The organism is Methyloversatilis sp. (assembly GCF_051861465.1).
Lineage (GTDB): Bacteria > Pseudomonadota > Gammaproteobacteria > Burkholderiales > Rhodocyclaceae > Methyloversatilis.
Genome location: NZ_JBHYCQ010000008.1, coordinates 206558 through 219361 on the forward strand (window position 1 = coordinate 206558; position 12804 = coordinate 219361).

The following is a 12804-nucleotide window of genomic DNA, read 5'->3' on the forward strand; positions in this document are numbered from 1 at the left end:
TCCCACAGCACCGCTCCCACAGCACCGCTCCCACAGCACCGCTCGCACGGCACCCGTCCCACAGCGCCTCGGCAAGCTTCCTTTGCCTGCCGGTCAGGCGCGAAAGATTACAGTGTCACCAGTTGATGCCTGGCCGCGAAGCTCACCAGTTCGACCGGGTTCTTGATGTCGAGTTTTTCGAACAATCGCGCCCGATAGGTGCTGATGGTGTTGGCCGACAGCGACAGTTCGCGTGCGATGTCGCCCACGCTGTGGCCGCCGGCGAGCAGCTTGAGCACCTGCATTTCGCGGTTGGACAGGCTGTCGAGCGGGCTGGCGGGGGTGTCGCTGCGCACGCCGAAAGCCAGCCGCTCGGCCAGTTCGGGTGTCACGAACAGGCCGCCGCGCGCGACGCGGGCGATCGCTTCGAACAGCTGTTCGGTCGAACAGCCCTTGTTCAGATATCCGGCAGCGCCACTCTTGAGTGCGCGTACGCCGAACTGCGATTCGGGATAGGTGGACAGCATCAGCACCGCGACCTGCGGGAATTCGCTGCGCAGCTGCCTCAGCACGTCGAAGCCGTCGCGGTCATTCAGCGCGATGTCGAGCAGTACCACATCAGCGCCGTCGGTACGCAACAGACGCATCAGGTCCGGGCCGCCCGCCGCTTCGCCGACGACTGCGATGGCCGGGTTTTCGCCGAGGATCTGCGCGATGCCCCGGCGCAGCATCAGGTGGTCATCGACGATGGCGACGCGCGTGGGGCGGCTGGCGTCCGTGAAGGAATTCATCGGGTCGAATCCGGTACGCGCAACGTGATCGTCGTGCCGGCGCCCGGTGCGCTGTCGATCTGCAATTCGCCCCCCAGCACGCGCGTGCGTTCGTACATGCCGAGCAGGCCGAACGAGGTGGGTTGCGCCGGCACCTGCATGCCGCGGCCGTTGTCGCGGATGCGCAGTTCGATGTGGCTGGCCGCTCCGGTCACGTCCACCTGCACTTCGGTGGCGCCAGCATGGCGCGCGATATTGGTCAGCACCTCCTGCACGATGCGATACACCGCCACTTCGGCGCTGCGCCCGAGCCGGCGTTCCGGCCCGGTGTCGCGCACGTTCAGTGTGCAGCGCACGTCGCTGCGCGCCTGCATTTCCTGCAACTGCCATTCGATCGCCGCCCACAGACCGAGGTGGTCGAGCACACCGGGTCGCAGGTCGGTCAGGATGCGCCGCACCGCGCCCAGCGCCTGCTGGGTCACGCCGACCATGTCGTCGAACTTGCGCTCTATCGTGTCGTCACGCGCCACCTTGGCGCGCAGCCAGTTCAGGTCGAACTGCAGCGCGGTCAGCGACGCGCCCAGTTCGTCGTGGATTTCGCGTGCGATGTGGGCGCGCTCGTCCTCGCGCACCTGCTGCAGGTGCGCCGACAGCCGCTGCAGCGCGCCGTGCGACTGCTGCAGCCGGGCGTTGGCCTGCGACAGCGCGGCGGTGCGTTCCGACACGCGCCGTTCCAGTTCGGCATGGTTGGCGCGCAGCACCGCCTCCGCCTGCTTGCGCTCGCTGATGTCGGCGAAGGTGACCACGGCGCCGACGATCTGGCCGGCGTCGCGGATCGGGTAGGAGGTGTACTCGGCCGGAAAGGCGCTGCCGTCGCGCCGCCACAGCACTTCGGATTCGACCCGCACGCCCCGCCCTTCCTGGAAGGCACGGAAGATCGGGCAGTCTTCGACCTCATAACAGCGGCCGTCGGAATGCGCGTGATGGATCAGGTAGTGCATGTTGCGGCCGAGCACTTCGTCGGCGTCGAAGCCGATCAGTTCGGCGCCGGCACGATTGATGAAGATGCAGCGGCCGCGCTGGTCGATGCCGTAGATGCCTTCGCCGGCCGACTCCAGCAGCATTTCGAGCTGATGCCGCCAGGCAGCGTGATGCGACAGGTGGTGGAGGTTGGCGAACACGGCGCGCGCCCGATGAAGCGATGCGGCAGCCCTGCATCAAGCGTGCCAAACGGTGCTCCGGCCGTGTTCCATGCACCGGCGCGGGTTTGCCTGCGATCGGCCGATGCACGCAGACGGTGCGCGCACTGGCCTGGTGCATTCAGGCAGGCGCGTCGCGCACCCGCAGTGCGCCGTCGGTGTCGCCGGCTTCGATCAGCCCCAGTTCTTCATAGCGGCGCAACTTGCGCCATAACGACACGCGGTCGATGCCGAGCAGGCGTGCCGCCATGGCGCGGTTGCCGCCGACTTCGGCCAGCACGTCGAGGATGTGCGAGCGCTCGACACTTTCCAGCGTGCGGATTTCACCGCCCGCGCGGCTGCTCGCGTCGCGATGAACCGCCGACGCGGCAAATCCGGACGGCAGGTCCGCCTCGCCCAGCATGCTGCCGCTGGCCAGTGCCACGCCGCGCTCGATCAGGTTTTCAAGCTCGCGCACATTGCCGGGGTAGTCGTAGGCGCACAGCTTCTGCATCGCCGACGGGGCGATGGCGGTCACCGGCTTGCCCATCGCCAGGGCGGCGCGGCGCAGGAACTGCTGCGCCAGCAGCGGGATGTCCTCGCGCCGGGCGCGCAGCGGCGGCAACTGCAGCGTGACCACATTGAGCCGGAAATAGATGTCCTGCCGGAACGTGCCGGCATCGACCGCGCTGCGCGGCTCGCGATTGGTGGCCGCGAGAAAGCGCACGTCGGCGCGTACCGGTTCGGTGCCGCCGACCCGCATGTATTCGCGCTCCTGCAGCAGGCGCAGCAGCTTGACCTGCATCGCCGCCGACATTTCCGTCACTTCGTCGAGAAACAGCGTGCCGCACTGTGCCGCCTCGACCAGGCCGCCGCGCGCGTGCTGGGCACCCGTGTAGGCGCCCTTTTCGTGACCGAACAGTTCGTTGGCAAGCAGCTCTTCGGTCAGTGCGCCGCAATTGACCGCGACGAACGGTCCGCCGGCGCGCCGGCTGTGCGCGTGCAGGTGGCGCGCCAGCAACTCCTTGCCGGTGCCGGTTTCGCCGACGATGAGCACATTGCAGTCGGTCGGCGCGACGCCGCGCGCGATGTCGAGAATGGCGCGCATGCCGCCGTCGCGCGTGATGATGCGTTCTTCGGCAGCCTGCTCGACCAGCTGGCGCAGGCGGTGGTTTTCGGCGCGCAACTGCGCCTTGTCGGCCGCCTCGCGCACCAGCTTGCGCACCTCGCCCAGCCGGAACGGCTTGGAAATGTAATAGAAGGCACCGGTGCGCATCGCCTCGACCGCCGATTCGGTGGTCGCGAAGCCGGTCACCACCAGCACCTCCATGTCGGGCCAGGCCTCGCGCGCGCGGCGCAGCAGATCGAGGCCGTCCATGCCGGGCATGCGCACGTCGGTCAGCATCACCTCGAAGTCGCGCGTGCGCAGCAGCGCCAGCGCGCTGTCGCCGTTGTCGGCCGTCATGACGTCGAAGCCGTCGCGCCGCAGTGCAGTGGCCAGTCCCTCGCGGGCGACCGCCTCGTCATCGACCAGCAGTACGCGTGCTCCACTCATGATGCTTCCTCCGCCGGTATCCAGACCGTGACGCAGGCGCCGCCGTCCGGTTCGCGCGCGATGCTGACCCGGCCGCCGTGTTCGGCCGCGATTTCATGCACCACGAACAGCCCGAGTCCGGAGCCCTTGCCGACCGGTTTGGTCGTGAAGAACGGGTCGAACACGCGCTGCAGATTTCCCGGCGCGATGCCGGGGCCGTTGTCGCACACGTCGATCGCCGTGCCGCCGTCACGCTGCGTGCCGCTGACCACGATGTGCGGCGTGGTCGCGGTTTCGTCACAGGCTTCAAGCGCGTTGCGGATCAGGTTGAGCAGCGCCTGCTGGATGCGCTGGCCGTCGGCGTGGATTTCCAGCGCCGGGTCGATGTGCAGCGTGACCGCATCGCCGGCGTCCGGCTGTTCGGCGCGCAGCAGCGCGATGGTTTCCTCGACCAGTGGCCGCAGTGGCTGGCGTACCAGTGCGAAGTGGCTGTCGCGCGCGAAGGCGAGCAGCGTGCGCACGATGCGCTGGGCACGCTGCACCTGATCATCGATCTGTTCGACGAAGGCATTGAGCGGGGTGGCGTCGCCGTGCTCGGGTTCTTCGAGCAGCAGCTGCGCGTTGAGCGAAATATTGGACAGCGGGTTGTTCAGTTCGTGTGCCACGCCGGACAGCATGGTGCCCAGCGACGCCAGGCGCGCGGTGCGCAGCACGGCCAGCTGGCGTTCTTCGAGGTCGCCGAGTGCGCGGTTGAAGGCATCGACCAGCGCCGCGATCTCGTCGTCGTGATCGCGTGGCGTGAGGCGGGCCAGATTGCCGGTACCGACGCGCGCCAGATCGCTTTCGACCTCGCGCAGCGGCACCACGACGCGCCGTGTCACCAGTTGCCCGATGCCCAGCACCAGCACGATGGCGGCGAACATGATCACGTACAGCCGCGATTCCTGACCGGTCAGCGCACTGCGCATCGCTTCGCGCGCCTGGTCGGACAGGCGCTCGCTGCTGTCGAACACCTGTTTGCCGACCGCCTCCATGCGCTCTTCCAGCGGCGAGATCGGGTCGGTCGGCTTGATGCGGCGCTGCAAGCGGTCGTCCAGCAGGTCGCGCCAGTCGGACAGCGACTGCTCCAGTTCGTCGAGCGCAAAACCGGGTGCGGCACGCTGCATCAGCGGGCGGTCGCGCCCGATCATCGCCAGCGCCTCTTCCGCCTTGCTGACGGCCGCCTTCAGTTCGGATGGCTTGCGGAACAGCAGGTAGTTCTTCTCCAGTCGGCGCGCCTCGCGCACCACGTCGTGCATGCGCGTGACCTTGTACTCGTCGTCGACATGCGAAAGCAGGTCGCGCACCTGTTCAAGTGCGGCGAACACGAGCAGCACGAACAGGCCGCCGAGTACGATGTAGCCGAGCAGGATCTTGCCGTGCAGCGATCGGGGCAACAATTTCATCAATTGCATGTTGAAACGTTGCGTTGCGGATTTCAACGGTAATGCGAACGGCGCATCGGTCGGTTTCATGCGGGTTTTCGTCGATCGGGCAGCCATGAATAGCCCGGGTCGCTGCATTGTGCAACGTCCGCTGAATGCGTACTCCGGGGCTGGATGGGCGAACATAATGAAATCAATGACTTGAAATCTAGGTTTGAACTGGCACATCCCCTGCTAGAACTTCCATGCCAGCTCTGTGGCCACCGCCCGACGGCTCCTCGGACGGTGGCCGGTGGCAGGGGGGCAATGGGGAGGCCGGTTTGCCAGCGGACTGAACCGGTTCTTTTGTGCGGCTCGCGACTCCTTCGCGAGCCGTTTTTCTTTGTTCTTCGCTGTCCTTTCCGTGTTCTCGCGGACATCCCTTGTCGCTCTGCACGCCGCGACGTGATGCCGGCAATCCGGCCGGCTCACATCACCAGACCTTCGCGCACCGGTTTAACGGATAATTCGCGGCCGCCCACCCGTCGTCACGCCTCCGTTCCCGCTGTCCGAAACATCGATGCCCGAACCGTCCGCCCCGCTGCTCGAAACCCGTGCCCTGACCTGCGTGCGCGGTCGCGCGCGGCTGTTCGCCGGACTCGACCTGACGGTCGGCGAGGGTGAACTGCTGCATGTCGCCGGTGCCAACGGCAGCGGCAAGACCAGCCTGCTGCGCATCCTGTGCGGCCTGTCCGAACCGGAATCGGGGGAGGTGCGCTGGCGTGGCCAGCCGGCCCGGTCGGTGCGCGACGACTGGCGTGGCGGCATGCTGTATCTGGGTCACCGCAACGGCGTGAAGGACGATTTCACGCCACTCGAGAACCTGCACGCGAGTGCGGCCATCGCCGGCGAGCGCATCGCCGACACGGTGCTGCTCGAAGCGCTGGTCGACATCGGTCTGGCCGCGCGTCTCGATGTGCCGGCGCGCAGCCTGTCGCAGGGCCAGCGCCGCCGCGTGGCGCTGGCGCGCCTGCTGGCCGATACACGCAGTGCGCTGTGGATACTCGACGAACCTTTCACCGCGCTCGACGTGCGCGCCGTCGCGGTGCTCGCGGCGGCCATGGCGGCGCATCTGCGGCGCGGCGGCGCGCTGATCTACACCACGCATCAGCCGGTGGACATCGAAGCCGAGCGCCGTCAGACACTCAATCTGGACGACTACGCATGCTGAGCCTGTTCGTGTCGGTGGTGCGCCGCGACCTGCTGCTGGCCTGGCGGCGGCGCTCCGACGTGCTGACCGCGCTCGGCTTCTTCCTGCTGGTGACCAGCCTGTTTCCGCTCGGCGTCGGGCCTGAGCCGGAGCAGTTGAGTCATATCGCGGCCGGTGTCATGTGGGTCGCCGCGCTGCTGGCGACGCTGCTGTCGGTCAGCCGGCTGTTCGAATCGGACGAAGCCGACGGCACGCTGGAACAGATGCTGCTGTCGGTCGAGCCCCTGCCGGTCATCGTACTGGGCAAGGTGTGCGCCTACTGGCTGCTGACCGGCCTGCCGCTGGTGGTGATTGCGCCGCTGATCGGCCTGCAGTTCAACCTGTCAGTCGACGAAACCCTGATCGTGTGCGCCACGCTGCTGGTCGGCACGCCGTCGCTGTCTCTGCTCGGCGCAGTCGGTGCGTCGCTGACGCTGGGACTGCGCGGCGGTGGTGCGCTGATCGCGCTGCTGGTGCTGCCGCTGTACGTGCCGGTGCTGATCTTCGGCGCCGGCGCCCTCGACGCCTGGCGGGCCGGGCTGGGCATACAGTCCCATCTGGCGCTGCTGTCGGCGGTGCTGCTGGTGGCGCTGGCGGTGTGCCCGCTGGCCAGTGCGACCGCGCTGCGGATCGCTCAGGATTGAACTGTTTTTGCAGCATTCGGGCCAAAGCATCGAGTCGGTTAAACTGTCGGCCGCTGATGTGGCAGGCGGTCATTTTCAAGGATGACCGGGCCTTCGTCGTGCGACCGCCACTCCCCGCAACACCCCGGTGACACCACCGGGCAACCTGAACCCGGATCAACCCGAAACCGCTGATGTCTGACTCACCGCTTACTGCAACGCGCGCACCGTCGTCCGGCTTCAGCCTGTTTTACTACGCCAGTCCGCACACCTTCTTCCCGCTTGCCGGCAAGCTGCTGTGGCCGACCTGGATCATCGCCGTCGTGCTGACGATTGCCGGCCTCTACACCGGCTTCTTCATCGCACCGACCGACGCCACCCAGGGCGACAGCTACCGCATCATCTTCATCCACGTGCCGGCAGCCTGGATGTCCATGGTGGTCTATCTGGTGATGGCTTTCTGGTGCGCCGTCGGGCTCATCTTCAACACCCGGCTGTCCTTCATGATGTCGAGCGCGCTGGCGCCGACCGGTGCGATGTGGGCCTTCATCGCGCTGTGGACCGGTGCGCTGTGGGGCAAGCCGACCTGGGGCACCTACTGGGTGTGGGACGCGCGACTCACGTCCGAACTCATCCTGTTCTTCCTGTACTGCGGCTACATGGCGCTGCAGGCGGCCATCGACGACCCGCGCCGGGCCGATCGCGCAGGTGCGCTGATCGCCATCGTCGGTGCGATCAACGTGCCGATCATCTATTTTTCGGTGAAGTGGTGGAACACCCTGCATCAGGGGGCGTCTGTAAGCCTGACGCAGTCACCGTCGATGGCCAGCACCATGCTCACCGGCATGCTGCTGATGGCGCTGGCGGCGTGGGCTTACACGATAGGCGTCGCGCTGGTGCGCGTGCGCGCCATCATGATCGAACGCGAGCGGCACACCGACTGGGTGCGTCAGCTCGGCAACGCAGCACAGGCAGGAGACACCAAGGCATGAACTGGGAAAGCGCCAGCCATTTCTGGGCAATGGGCGGTTACGGATTTTTCGTGTGGGGCTCGTACGCGGTGACCGCGCTGCTGGTCGCTGCCGAACTGGTGCTGGTTGCGCGGCGCATGCGAGCGGCGCGCGCGGGCGCGGCGCGCGACGTGGCGATCGAACGCATCGATGCCGATCGGCGGGGGCGCGCATGAAACCACGGCAGAAACGCTTCGCCCTGATCGCGGTCGGCGTGATCGCGCTGGCCGGTGCAGCCACGCTCGTGCTGACCGCGTTCGAGGACAATATGGTGTTCTTCTTCACGCCCACCCAGGTGGCGGCGCGCGAAGCGCCGCAGGGCCGAACCTTCCGCATCGGCGGCATGGTCGAGGAAGGCAGTCTTGAGCGCGGTGCGGATGGCACGTCGGTGAAATTCCTGGTGACCGACACGGTGAACAAAATTCCGGTGACCTACACCGGCGCATTGCCCGACCTGTTCAAGGAGGGCAAGGGCGTGGTCGCACAGGGCAAGCTGAACGATGGCGGCGTGTTCGCTGCCAGCGAAGTGCTGGCCAAGCACGACGAGAATTACATGCCGCCGGAAGCGGCACACGCGCTCGAACAGGCGAAGAAGGCGCAGGGCACGGTCGTCCAGTGAAGTCCAACACCGGCGCGCCCTGGCGGGCCGGTTTCAGGGGTTGAGCACGCATGTATCCCGAATTAGGTAATTTTTCGCTGTCCATCGCGCTGGCGCTGTCGCTGCTGCTGGGCATCCTGCCGCTGGTCGGCGCGCAGCGCGGCGACGCACGGCTGATGGCGGCAGCGCGCCCGCTGACCCAGGGTGTATTCGTATTCGTTGCCTTCGCCTTCGTGTGCCAGATCCAGTCGTTCATCCTGAATGACTTTTCGGTGCTGAACGTCGCGACCAACTCGAATTCCACACTGCCGCTGGAATACCGCATCGCCGCCTCGTGGGGCAGCCACGAAGGCTCGCTGCTGCTGTGGGTGTTCATGCTGGCGGGGTGGGCGCTGGCGGTCAGCGTGTTCTCGCGCCGCCTGCCGCCTGACATGGTGGCGCGCGTGCTCGCTGTGCTCGGCCTGATCACGGTCGGCTTTCTCGCCTTCATGCTGGCCAGTTCGAACCCGTTCGACCGCCTGTTGCCGGCGGCGGTCGATGGCCGAGACCTGAATCCGCTGCTGCAGGATCCGGGCATGATCTTCCACCCGCCGATGCTCTACATGGGCTACGTCGGCTTCTCGGTCGCCTTCGCCTTCGCGATCGCGGCGCTGATCGGCGGTCGCCTGGACGCGGCCTGGGCGCGCTGGTCGAGGCCATGGACCACCGTGGCCTGGGTGTTCCTGACGCTGGGCATCGCGCTCGGCAGCTACTGGGCGTATTACGAACTCGGCTGGGGCGGCTGGTGGTTCTGGGACCCGGTCGAAAACGCGTCCTTCATGCCCTGGCTGGTCGGTACGGCGCTCATCCACTCGCTGGCGGTGACCGAAAAGCGCGGCGCCTTCAAGAGCTGGACAGTGCTGCTGGCGATCTCGGCCTTTTCGCTGTCGCTGCTCGGCACCTTCCTCGTGCGCTCGGGCGTGCTGACCTCGGTGCATGCCTTCGCCACCGACCCGGAACGCGGCGTGTTCATCCTCGCGTTGCTGGTGTTCGTCATCGGTACGTCGCTGCTGCTGTTCGCGATCCGTGCGCCGTCGGTCGGCCTGGGCGGCGGCTTCGCGCTCATTTCGCGTGAAACCGCGCTGCTCGGCAACAATGTGCTGCTGGCGGTGGCCACGTCGGCGGTGCTGCTGGGCACGCTGTACCCGCTGTTTCTCGATGCGCTGGGCATGGGCAAGATTTCGGTCGGCGCGCCGTATTTCGACGCGGTGTTTGTGCCGCTGATGACGCCGGTTGCCTTCCTGATGGCGATCGGGCCCTTCGTACGCTGGAAGAAGGACGGCGCACCAAGCCTGGTGACCCGCCTGCGCTGGGCATTCGCGGTCAGCGTGGTCAGCACGGTCGTCATGATGGTCGTGTCCGGCGGGTTTTCACCGATGCTCGGTCTGGGGACCTTCATCGTCGTGTGGATCGTCGCCACCAGCGTGCAGCACCTGGTCGAGCGGCTGCGCGGCCGCACCGGTGACGGCAACTGGTTCGCCCGCGCGAGGGCGCTGCCCGGCGGCTGGTGGGGCATGTGGTTCGCCCATCTGGGCATCGCGGTCACCATCGTCGGCATTACGCTGGTCAAGGGCTTCGAACAGAATATCGACCTCAAGATGGCGCCGGGACAGACGGCGACGCTCGCCGGCTACACCTTCCGCTTCGACGGCGCTTTCGCGCATGAGGGGCCGAATTACGACGCGGCTCGGGGTCGCATCGAAATGACGCGGGACGGCCGGTCGGTCGCGATGATGTACCCGGAGAAGCGCATGTACCGCGTGTCGCAGATGCCGATGACGGAAGCGGCGATCGACTCGGGCATCACGCGCGACATCTATGTGTCGATGGGCGAGCCGCTGCCGGACGGCAGCGCATGGATCGTGCGCATCTTCTACAAGCCCTTCATCAACTGGATCTGGGTCGGCGCGCTCATCATGGCCCTCGGCGGTACGCTCGCAGCGGCTGACCGTCGCTACCGCAAGCTCGCGCAACGGGATGGCAAGCAGCCGGCCGAAGCGCCGGCACCCGCTGTGAAACACGGGCCGGCGCAGGAACAGCACGCATGAGTCGCTATCTGTGGCCGCTCGGCCTGTTCGTCGTGCTGGCCGGCTTCCTGTTTGCAGGCCTGTTCCTGAATCCGCGCGAGGTGCCGAGCCCGCTGATCGGCCGCGCAGTGCCGGCGTTCAGCGTCGCCCAGCTGGGGGCGCCGGACAAGAGCTTCTCGCCGGCCGACATGAAGGGCAAGGTGTGGCTGATGAACGTGTGGGCCTCGTGGTGCGTGTCGTGCCGGCAGGAGCACCCGCTGCTGGTCGAGCTCGCGAAGACCGGCACGGTCACGATGGTCGGCCTGCACTACAAGGACGAACGCGACGCCGGCCTGAAGTGGCTGGCCGACTACGGCGATCCCTACCTGCTGTCGGCGCATGACCGCGACGGCCGCATTGCGATCGACTTTGGCGTCTATGGCACGCCGGAAACCTTCATCATCGACCGCCAGGGCGTGATCCGCCACAAGCATACCGGCCCGCTGACGCCCGCGCTGCTGCGCGACGACATCCTGCCGCGCATCCGGCAACTCGAGGCCTCCTGACATGCGCCATCTGTTCCTGCCGATCGCGCTGTCGATCTGCGCGCTGCTGCCTGCGCACGCCGATCAGGCGCCGACGCTGGCCGACGACCCGGCGGTCGAGGCGCGCGTGCAGCATCTCGGCGAAGAATTGCGCTGCCTCGTCTGCCAGAACCAGAACATCGCCGATTCGCACGCCGATCTGGCGATGGACCTGAAGAAACAGGTGCGCGAGCAGATCGCCGCCGGACGCAGCGACCGCGAAATTCTCGACTACATGGTCGAGCGCTACGGCGATTTCGTGCTGTACCGCCCGCCGCTGAAAGCCACGACGGTGCTGCTCTGGGCCGGGCCGTTCGTGCTGCTTCTGGTGGTCGTGCTGCTGCTTGCCCGTCGCCTGCGCCGTCGCACGGTTCAGGCGGCTGCCGCCAATACATTGAGTGCCGATGAGCAGCAGCGCGCGCGCGCGCTGCTCGCTGGCGAGGAGAAACAGGTTTGACGCAGTTCATGATAGGCGCCGGGCTGATGCTCGCCCTGGCGCTCGCATTCGTGCTTGCCCCGTTGTTGCGCGGGCGCTCCGGCGCAGTCCCCGAAGCCCAGCGTGCGCTCACGCTGGCCATTCACCGCGATGCCCTGGCCGAACTCGACCGCGATCTGGCGGCCGGCCTGATCGACGATGCGCAGTACCGCATTTCCTGCGCGGAACTGGAGCGTCGGGTGCTCGACGAAGCGGGTGCCGCACCGACGTCGGTACGCAGTTCCGGCCGCTGGGTGGCCATCGTGTCGGCCATCGCCGTGCCTGCGCTGGCCGTGCCGGTCTATCTGGCCCTCGGCAAGCCCGACGCGGTGGATGCACCGCGCAGCAGCCCGAGCGAACAGCAGGCCATGGGGCAGGAGGAAATTACGCCGGAGCGCATCCGGGCGATGGTGGATCAACTCGCCGAGCGCATGAAGAGCGAGCCGGACAACGCCGACGGCTGGCAGATGCTGGCGCGCTCGTACAGCGCCATGCAGCGCTTCGACGAGGCGAGCGCGGCGTATGCGAATCTGGTGAAGATCGTCAGCGGCGACGCCCAGGTATGGACCGACTACGCCGATGTGCTCGCGATGAGCAAGGGCCGACAGTTGTCCGGCGAGCCGGAAGCTATGCTGGCGAAGGCGCTGGCCATCGATCCGGACCATCCGAAGGCGTTGGCGCTCGCCGGCAGTGCCGCGATGCAGCGCGGCGACAAGGCCGGCGCACGCAAGCATTGGGAGCGACTGCTGAAGTTGCTGCCGCCCGAGTCGCCGTTGATCCAGCCGCTGACCGAAAGCCTGCAGGATGCGGCGGAGACGCCTGCGAACTGAGCTTTCAGGACGGAACTGTCACTACGTGCCGATCCGCGAGGATCAGGCCGGACCGTGAATCGCTGCGAGTTTTGAAACCGACAGACAAAAAGACAGACGAAAAAAAGCCGGCATCGCGCCGGCTTTTTTCATTTCGAAGCGAAGAATTACTTCTTCATTTCTTCAGCAGCAGCCTTGGCAGCATCGGCAGCAGCATCAACGGCTTCGCCGGCAGCCTTGGCAGCTTCGCCAGCGGCGTCGGTTGCGGTGGCAGCAGCGTCGGTCGCGGTAGCGGCAGCATCGGTGGCCGTGGTGGCGGCAGCATCAGCGGCGGCGGCGGCCGGGGCAGCAGCAGCGTCAGCAGGGGCAGCAGCCGGAGCGGGTTCGGCAACCGGAGCCGGTGCTTCTTCCGGCTTCGAGCAAGCGGCGAGGGTCAGGGCGAGCAGGGCGGCGGCGAGGAGGGACTGTTTCATTTTGATTTCCTTGGCTGAGGGCGACAACAAAAATTCTGTCTCACAAGATCGAACATACAGCATCGATCAGCCCA

At 66.8% G+C, this 12804-nt stretch carries 14 protein-coding genes; 9 read left to right on the forward strand and 5 right to left on the reverse strand.

What is annotated here, in order from left to right:
• Nucleotides 1–107: 107 nt before the first annotated feature.
• The 4 genes from ACTIFF_RS13440 to ACTIFF_RS13455 all read right to left on the reverse strand — a co-directional run bounded on the left by ACTIFF_RS13440 (nt 108) and on the right by ACTIFF_RS13455 (nt 4906).
• A complete protein-coding gene (locus ACTIFF_RS13440) occupies nt 108–770 on the reverse strand; it encodes a response regulator (RefSeq protein WP_439537285.1) in 663 nt (220 codons plus the stop codon).
• Nucleotides 767–1930: a PAS domain S-box protein gene (locus tag ACTIFF_RS13445; RefSeq protein WP_439537286.1), complete on the reverse strand. Its 1164-nt coding sequence runs from the start codon at nt 1928–1930 to the stop codon at nt 767–769. The genes ACTIFF_RS13440 and ACTIFF_RS13445 overlap by 4 nt, the downstream gene beginning before the upstream one ends.
• Nucleotides 1931–2069: 139 nt before the next feature.
• Complete coding sequence (locus ACTIFF_RS13450; protein ID WP_439537287.1) at nt 2070–3482, reverse strand: sigma-54-dependent transcriptional regulator; 1413 nt, start codon at nt 3480–3482, stop codon at nt 2070–2072.
• Entirely contained in the window at nt 3479–4906 is a 1428-nt protein-coding gene (locus ACTIFF_RS13455) for an ATP-binding protein (RefSeq protein ID WP_439537288.1), read from the reverse strand. Before ACTIFF_RS13455 ends, ACTIFF_RS13450 begins: the two co-directional genes overlap by 4 nt.
• Nucleotides 4907–5444: 538 nt before the next feature.
• On the opposite strand from ACTIFF_RS13455, the gene ccmA reads away from it, so the two are divergent.
• The 9 genes from ccmA (at nt 5445) to ccmI (ending at nt 12278) form a co-directional block, all read left to right on the forward strand.
• Nucleotides 5445–6095 carry a cytochrome c biogenesis heme-transporting ATPase CcmA gene (ccmA, locus tag ACTIFF_RS13460; protein ID WP_306478530.1) on the forward strand — a complete coding sequence of 217 codons (651 nt, stop codon included), beginning with the start codon at nt 5445–5447 and terminating at the stop codon, nt 6093–6095.
• Nucleotides 6089–6757: a heme exporter protein CcmB gene (ccmB, locus tag ACTIFF_RS13465; protein WP_439537289.1), complete on the forward strand. Its 669-nt coding sequence runs from the start codon at nt 6089–6091 to the stop codon at nt 6755–6757. The genes ccmA and ccmB overlap by 7 nt, the downstream gene beginning before the upstream one ends.
• Before the next feature lie 173 nt (nt 6758–6930).
• The gene (gene ccmC / locus ACTIFF_RS13470; protein WP_439537290.1) at nt 6931–7728 is read left to right on the forward strand and encodes a heme ABC transporter permease CcmC; all 798 of its coding nucleotides are present in this window, start codon (nt 6931–6933) and stop codon (nt 7726–7728) included.
• Entirely contained in the window at nt 7725–7922 is a 198-nt protein-coding gene (gene ccmD / locus ACTIFF_RS13475; protein WP_306478527.1) for a heme exporter protein CcmD, read from the forward strand. The genes ccmC and ccmD overlap by 4 nt, the downstream gene beginning before the upstream one ends.
• Complete coding sequence (ccmE, locus tag ACTIFF_RS13480) at nt 7919–8365, forward strand: cytochrome c maturation protein CcmE (protein WP_306478526.1); 447 nt, start codon at nt 7919–7921, stop codon at nt 8363–8365. Before ccmD ends, ccmE begins: the two co-directional genes overlap by 4 nt.
• Nucleotides 8366–8415: 50 nt before the next feature.
• On the forward strand, nt 8416–10431 hold the full coding sequence (locus ACTIFF_RS13485) for a heme lyase CcmF/NrfE family subunit (RefSeq protein WP_439537291.1): 2016 nt from the start codon (nt 8416–8418) through the stop codon (nt 10429–10431).
• A complete protein-coding gene (locus ACTIFF_RS13490; protein ID WP_439537292.1) occupies nt 10428–10955 on the forward strand; it encodes a DsbE family thiol:disulfide interchange protein in 528 nt (175 codons plus the stop codon). Before ACTIFF_RS13485 ends, ACTIFF_RS13490 begins: the two co-directional genes overlap by 4 nt.
• A 1-nt stretch (nt 10956) precedes the next feature.
• Nucleotides 10957–11430, forward strand: a complete 474-nt coding sequence (locus tag ACTIFF_RS13495) for a cytochrome c-type biogenesis protein (RefSeq protein ID WP_439537293.1) — start codon at nt 10957–10959, stop codon at nt 11428–11430.
• Complete coding sequence (ccmI, locus tag ACTIFF_RS13500) at nt 11427–12278, forward strand: c-type cytochrome biogenesis protein CcmI (protein WP_439537294.1); 852 nt, start codon at nt 11427–11429, stop codon at nt 12276–12278. The genes ACTIFF_RS13495 and ccmI overlap by 4 nt, the downstream gene beginning before the upstream one ends.
• 146 nt (nt 12279–12424) lie before the next feature.
• Here the strand turns inward: ccmI and ACTIFF_RS13505 are convergent, their stop codons facing one another.
• A complete protein-coding gene (locus ACTIFF_RS13505; RefSeq protein WP_257098223.1) occupies nt 12425–12730 on the reverse strand; it encodes a hypothetical protein in 306 nt (101 codons plus the stop codon).
• Between the last annotated feature and the right edge of the window lie 74 nt (nt 12731–12804).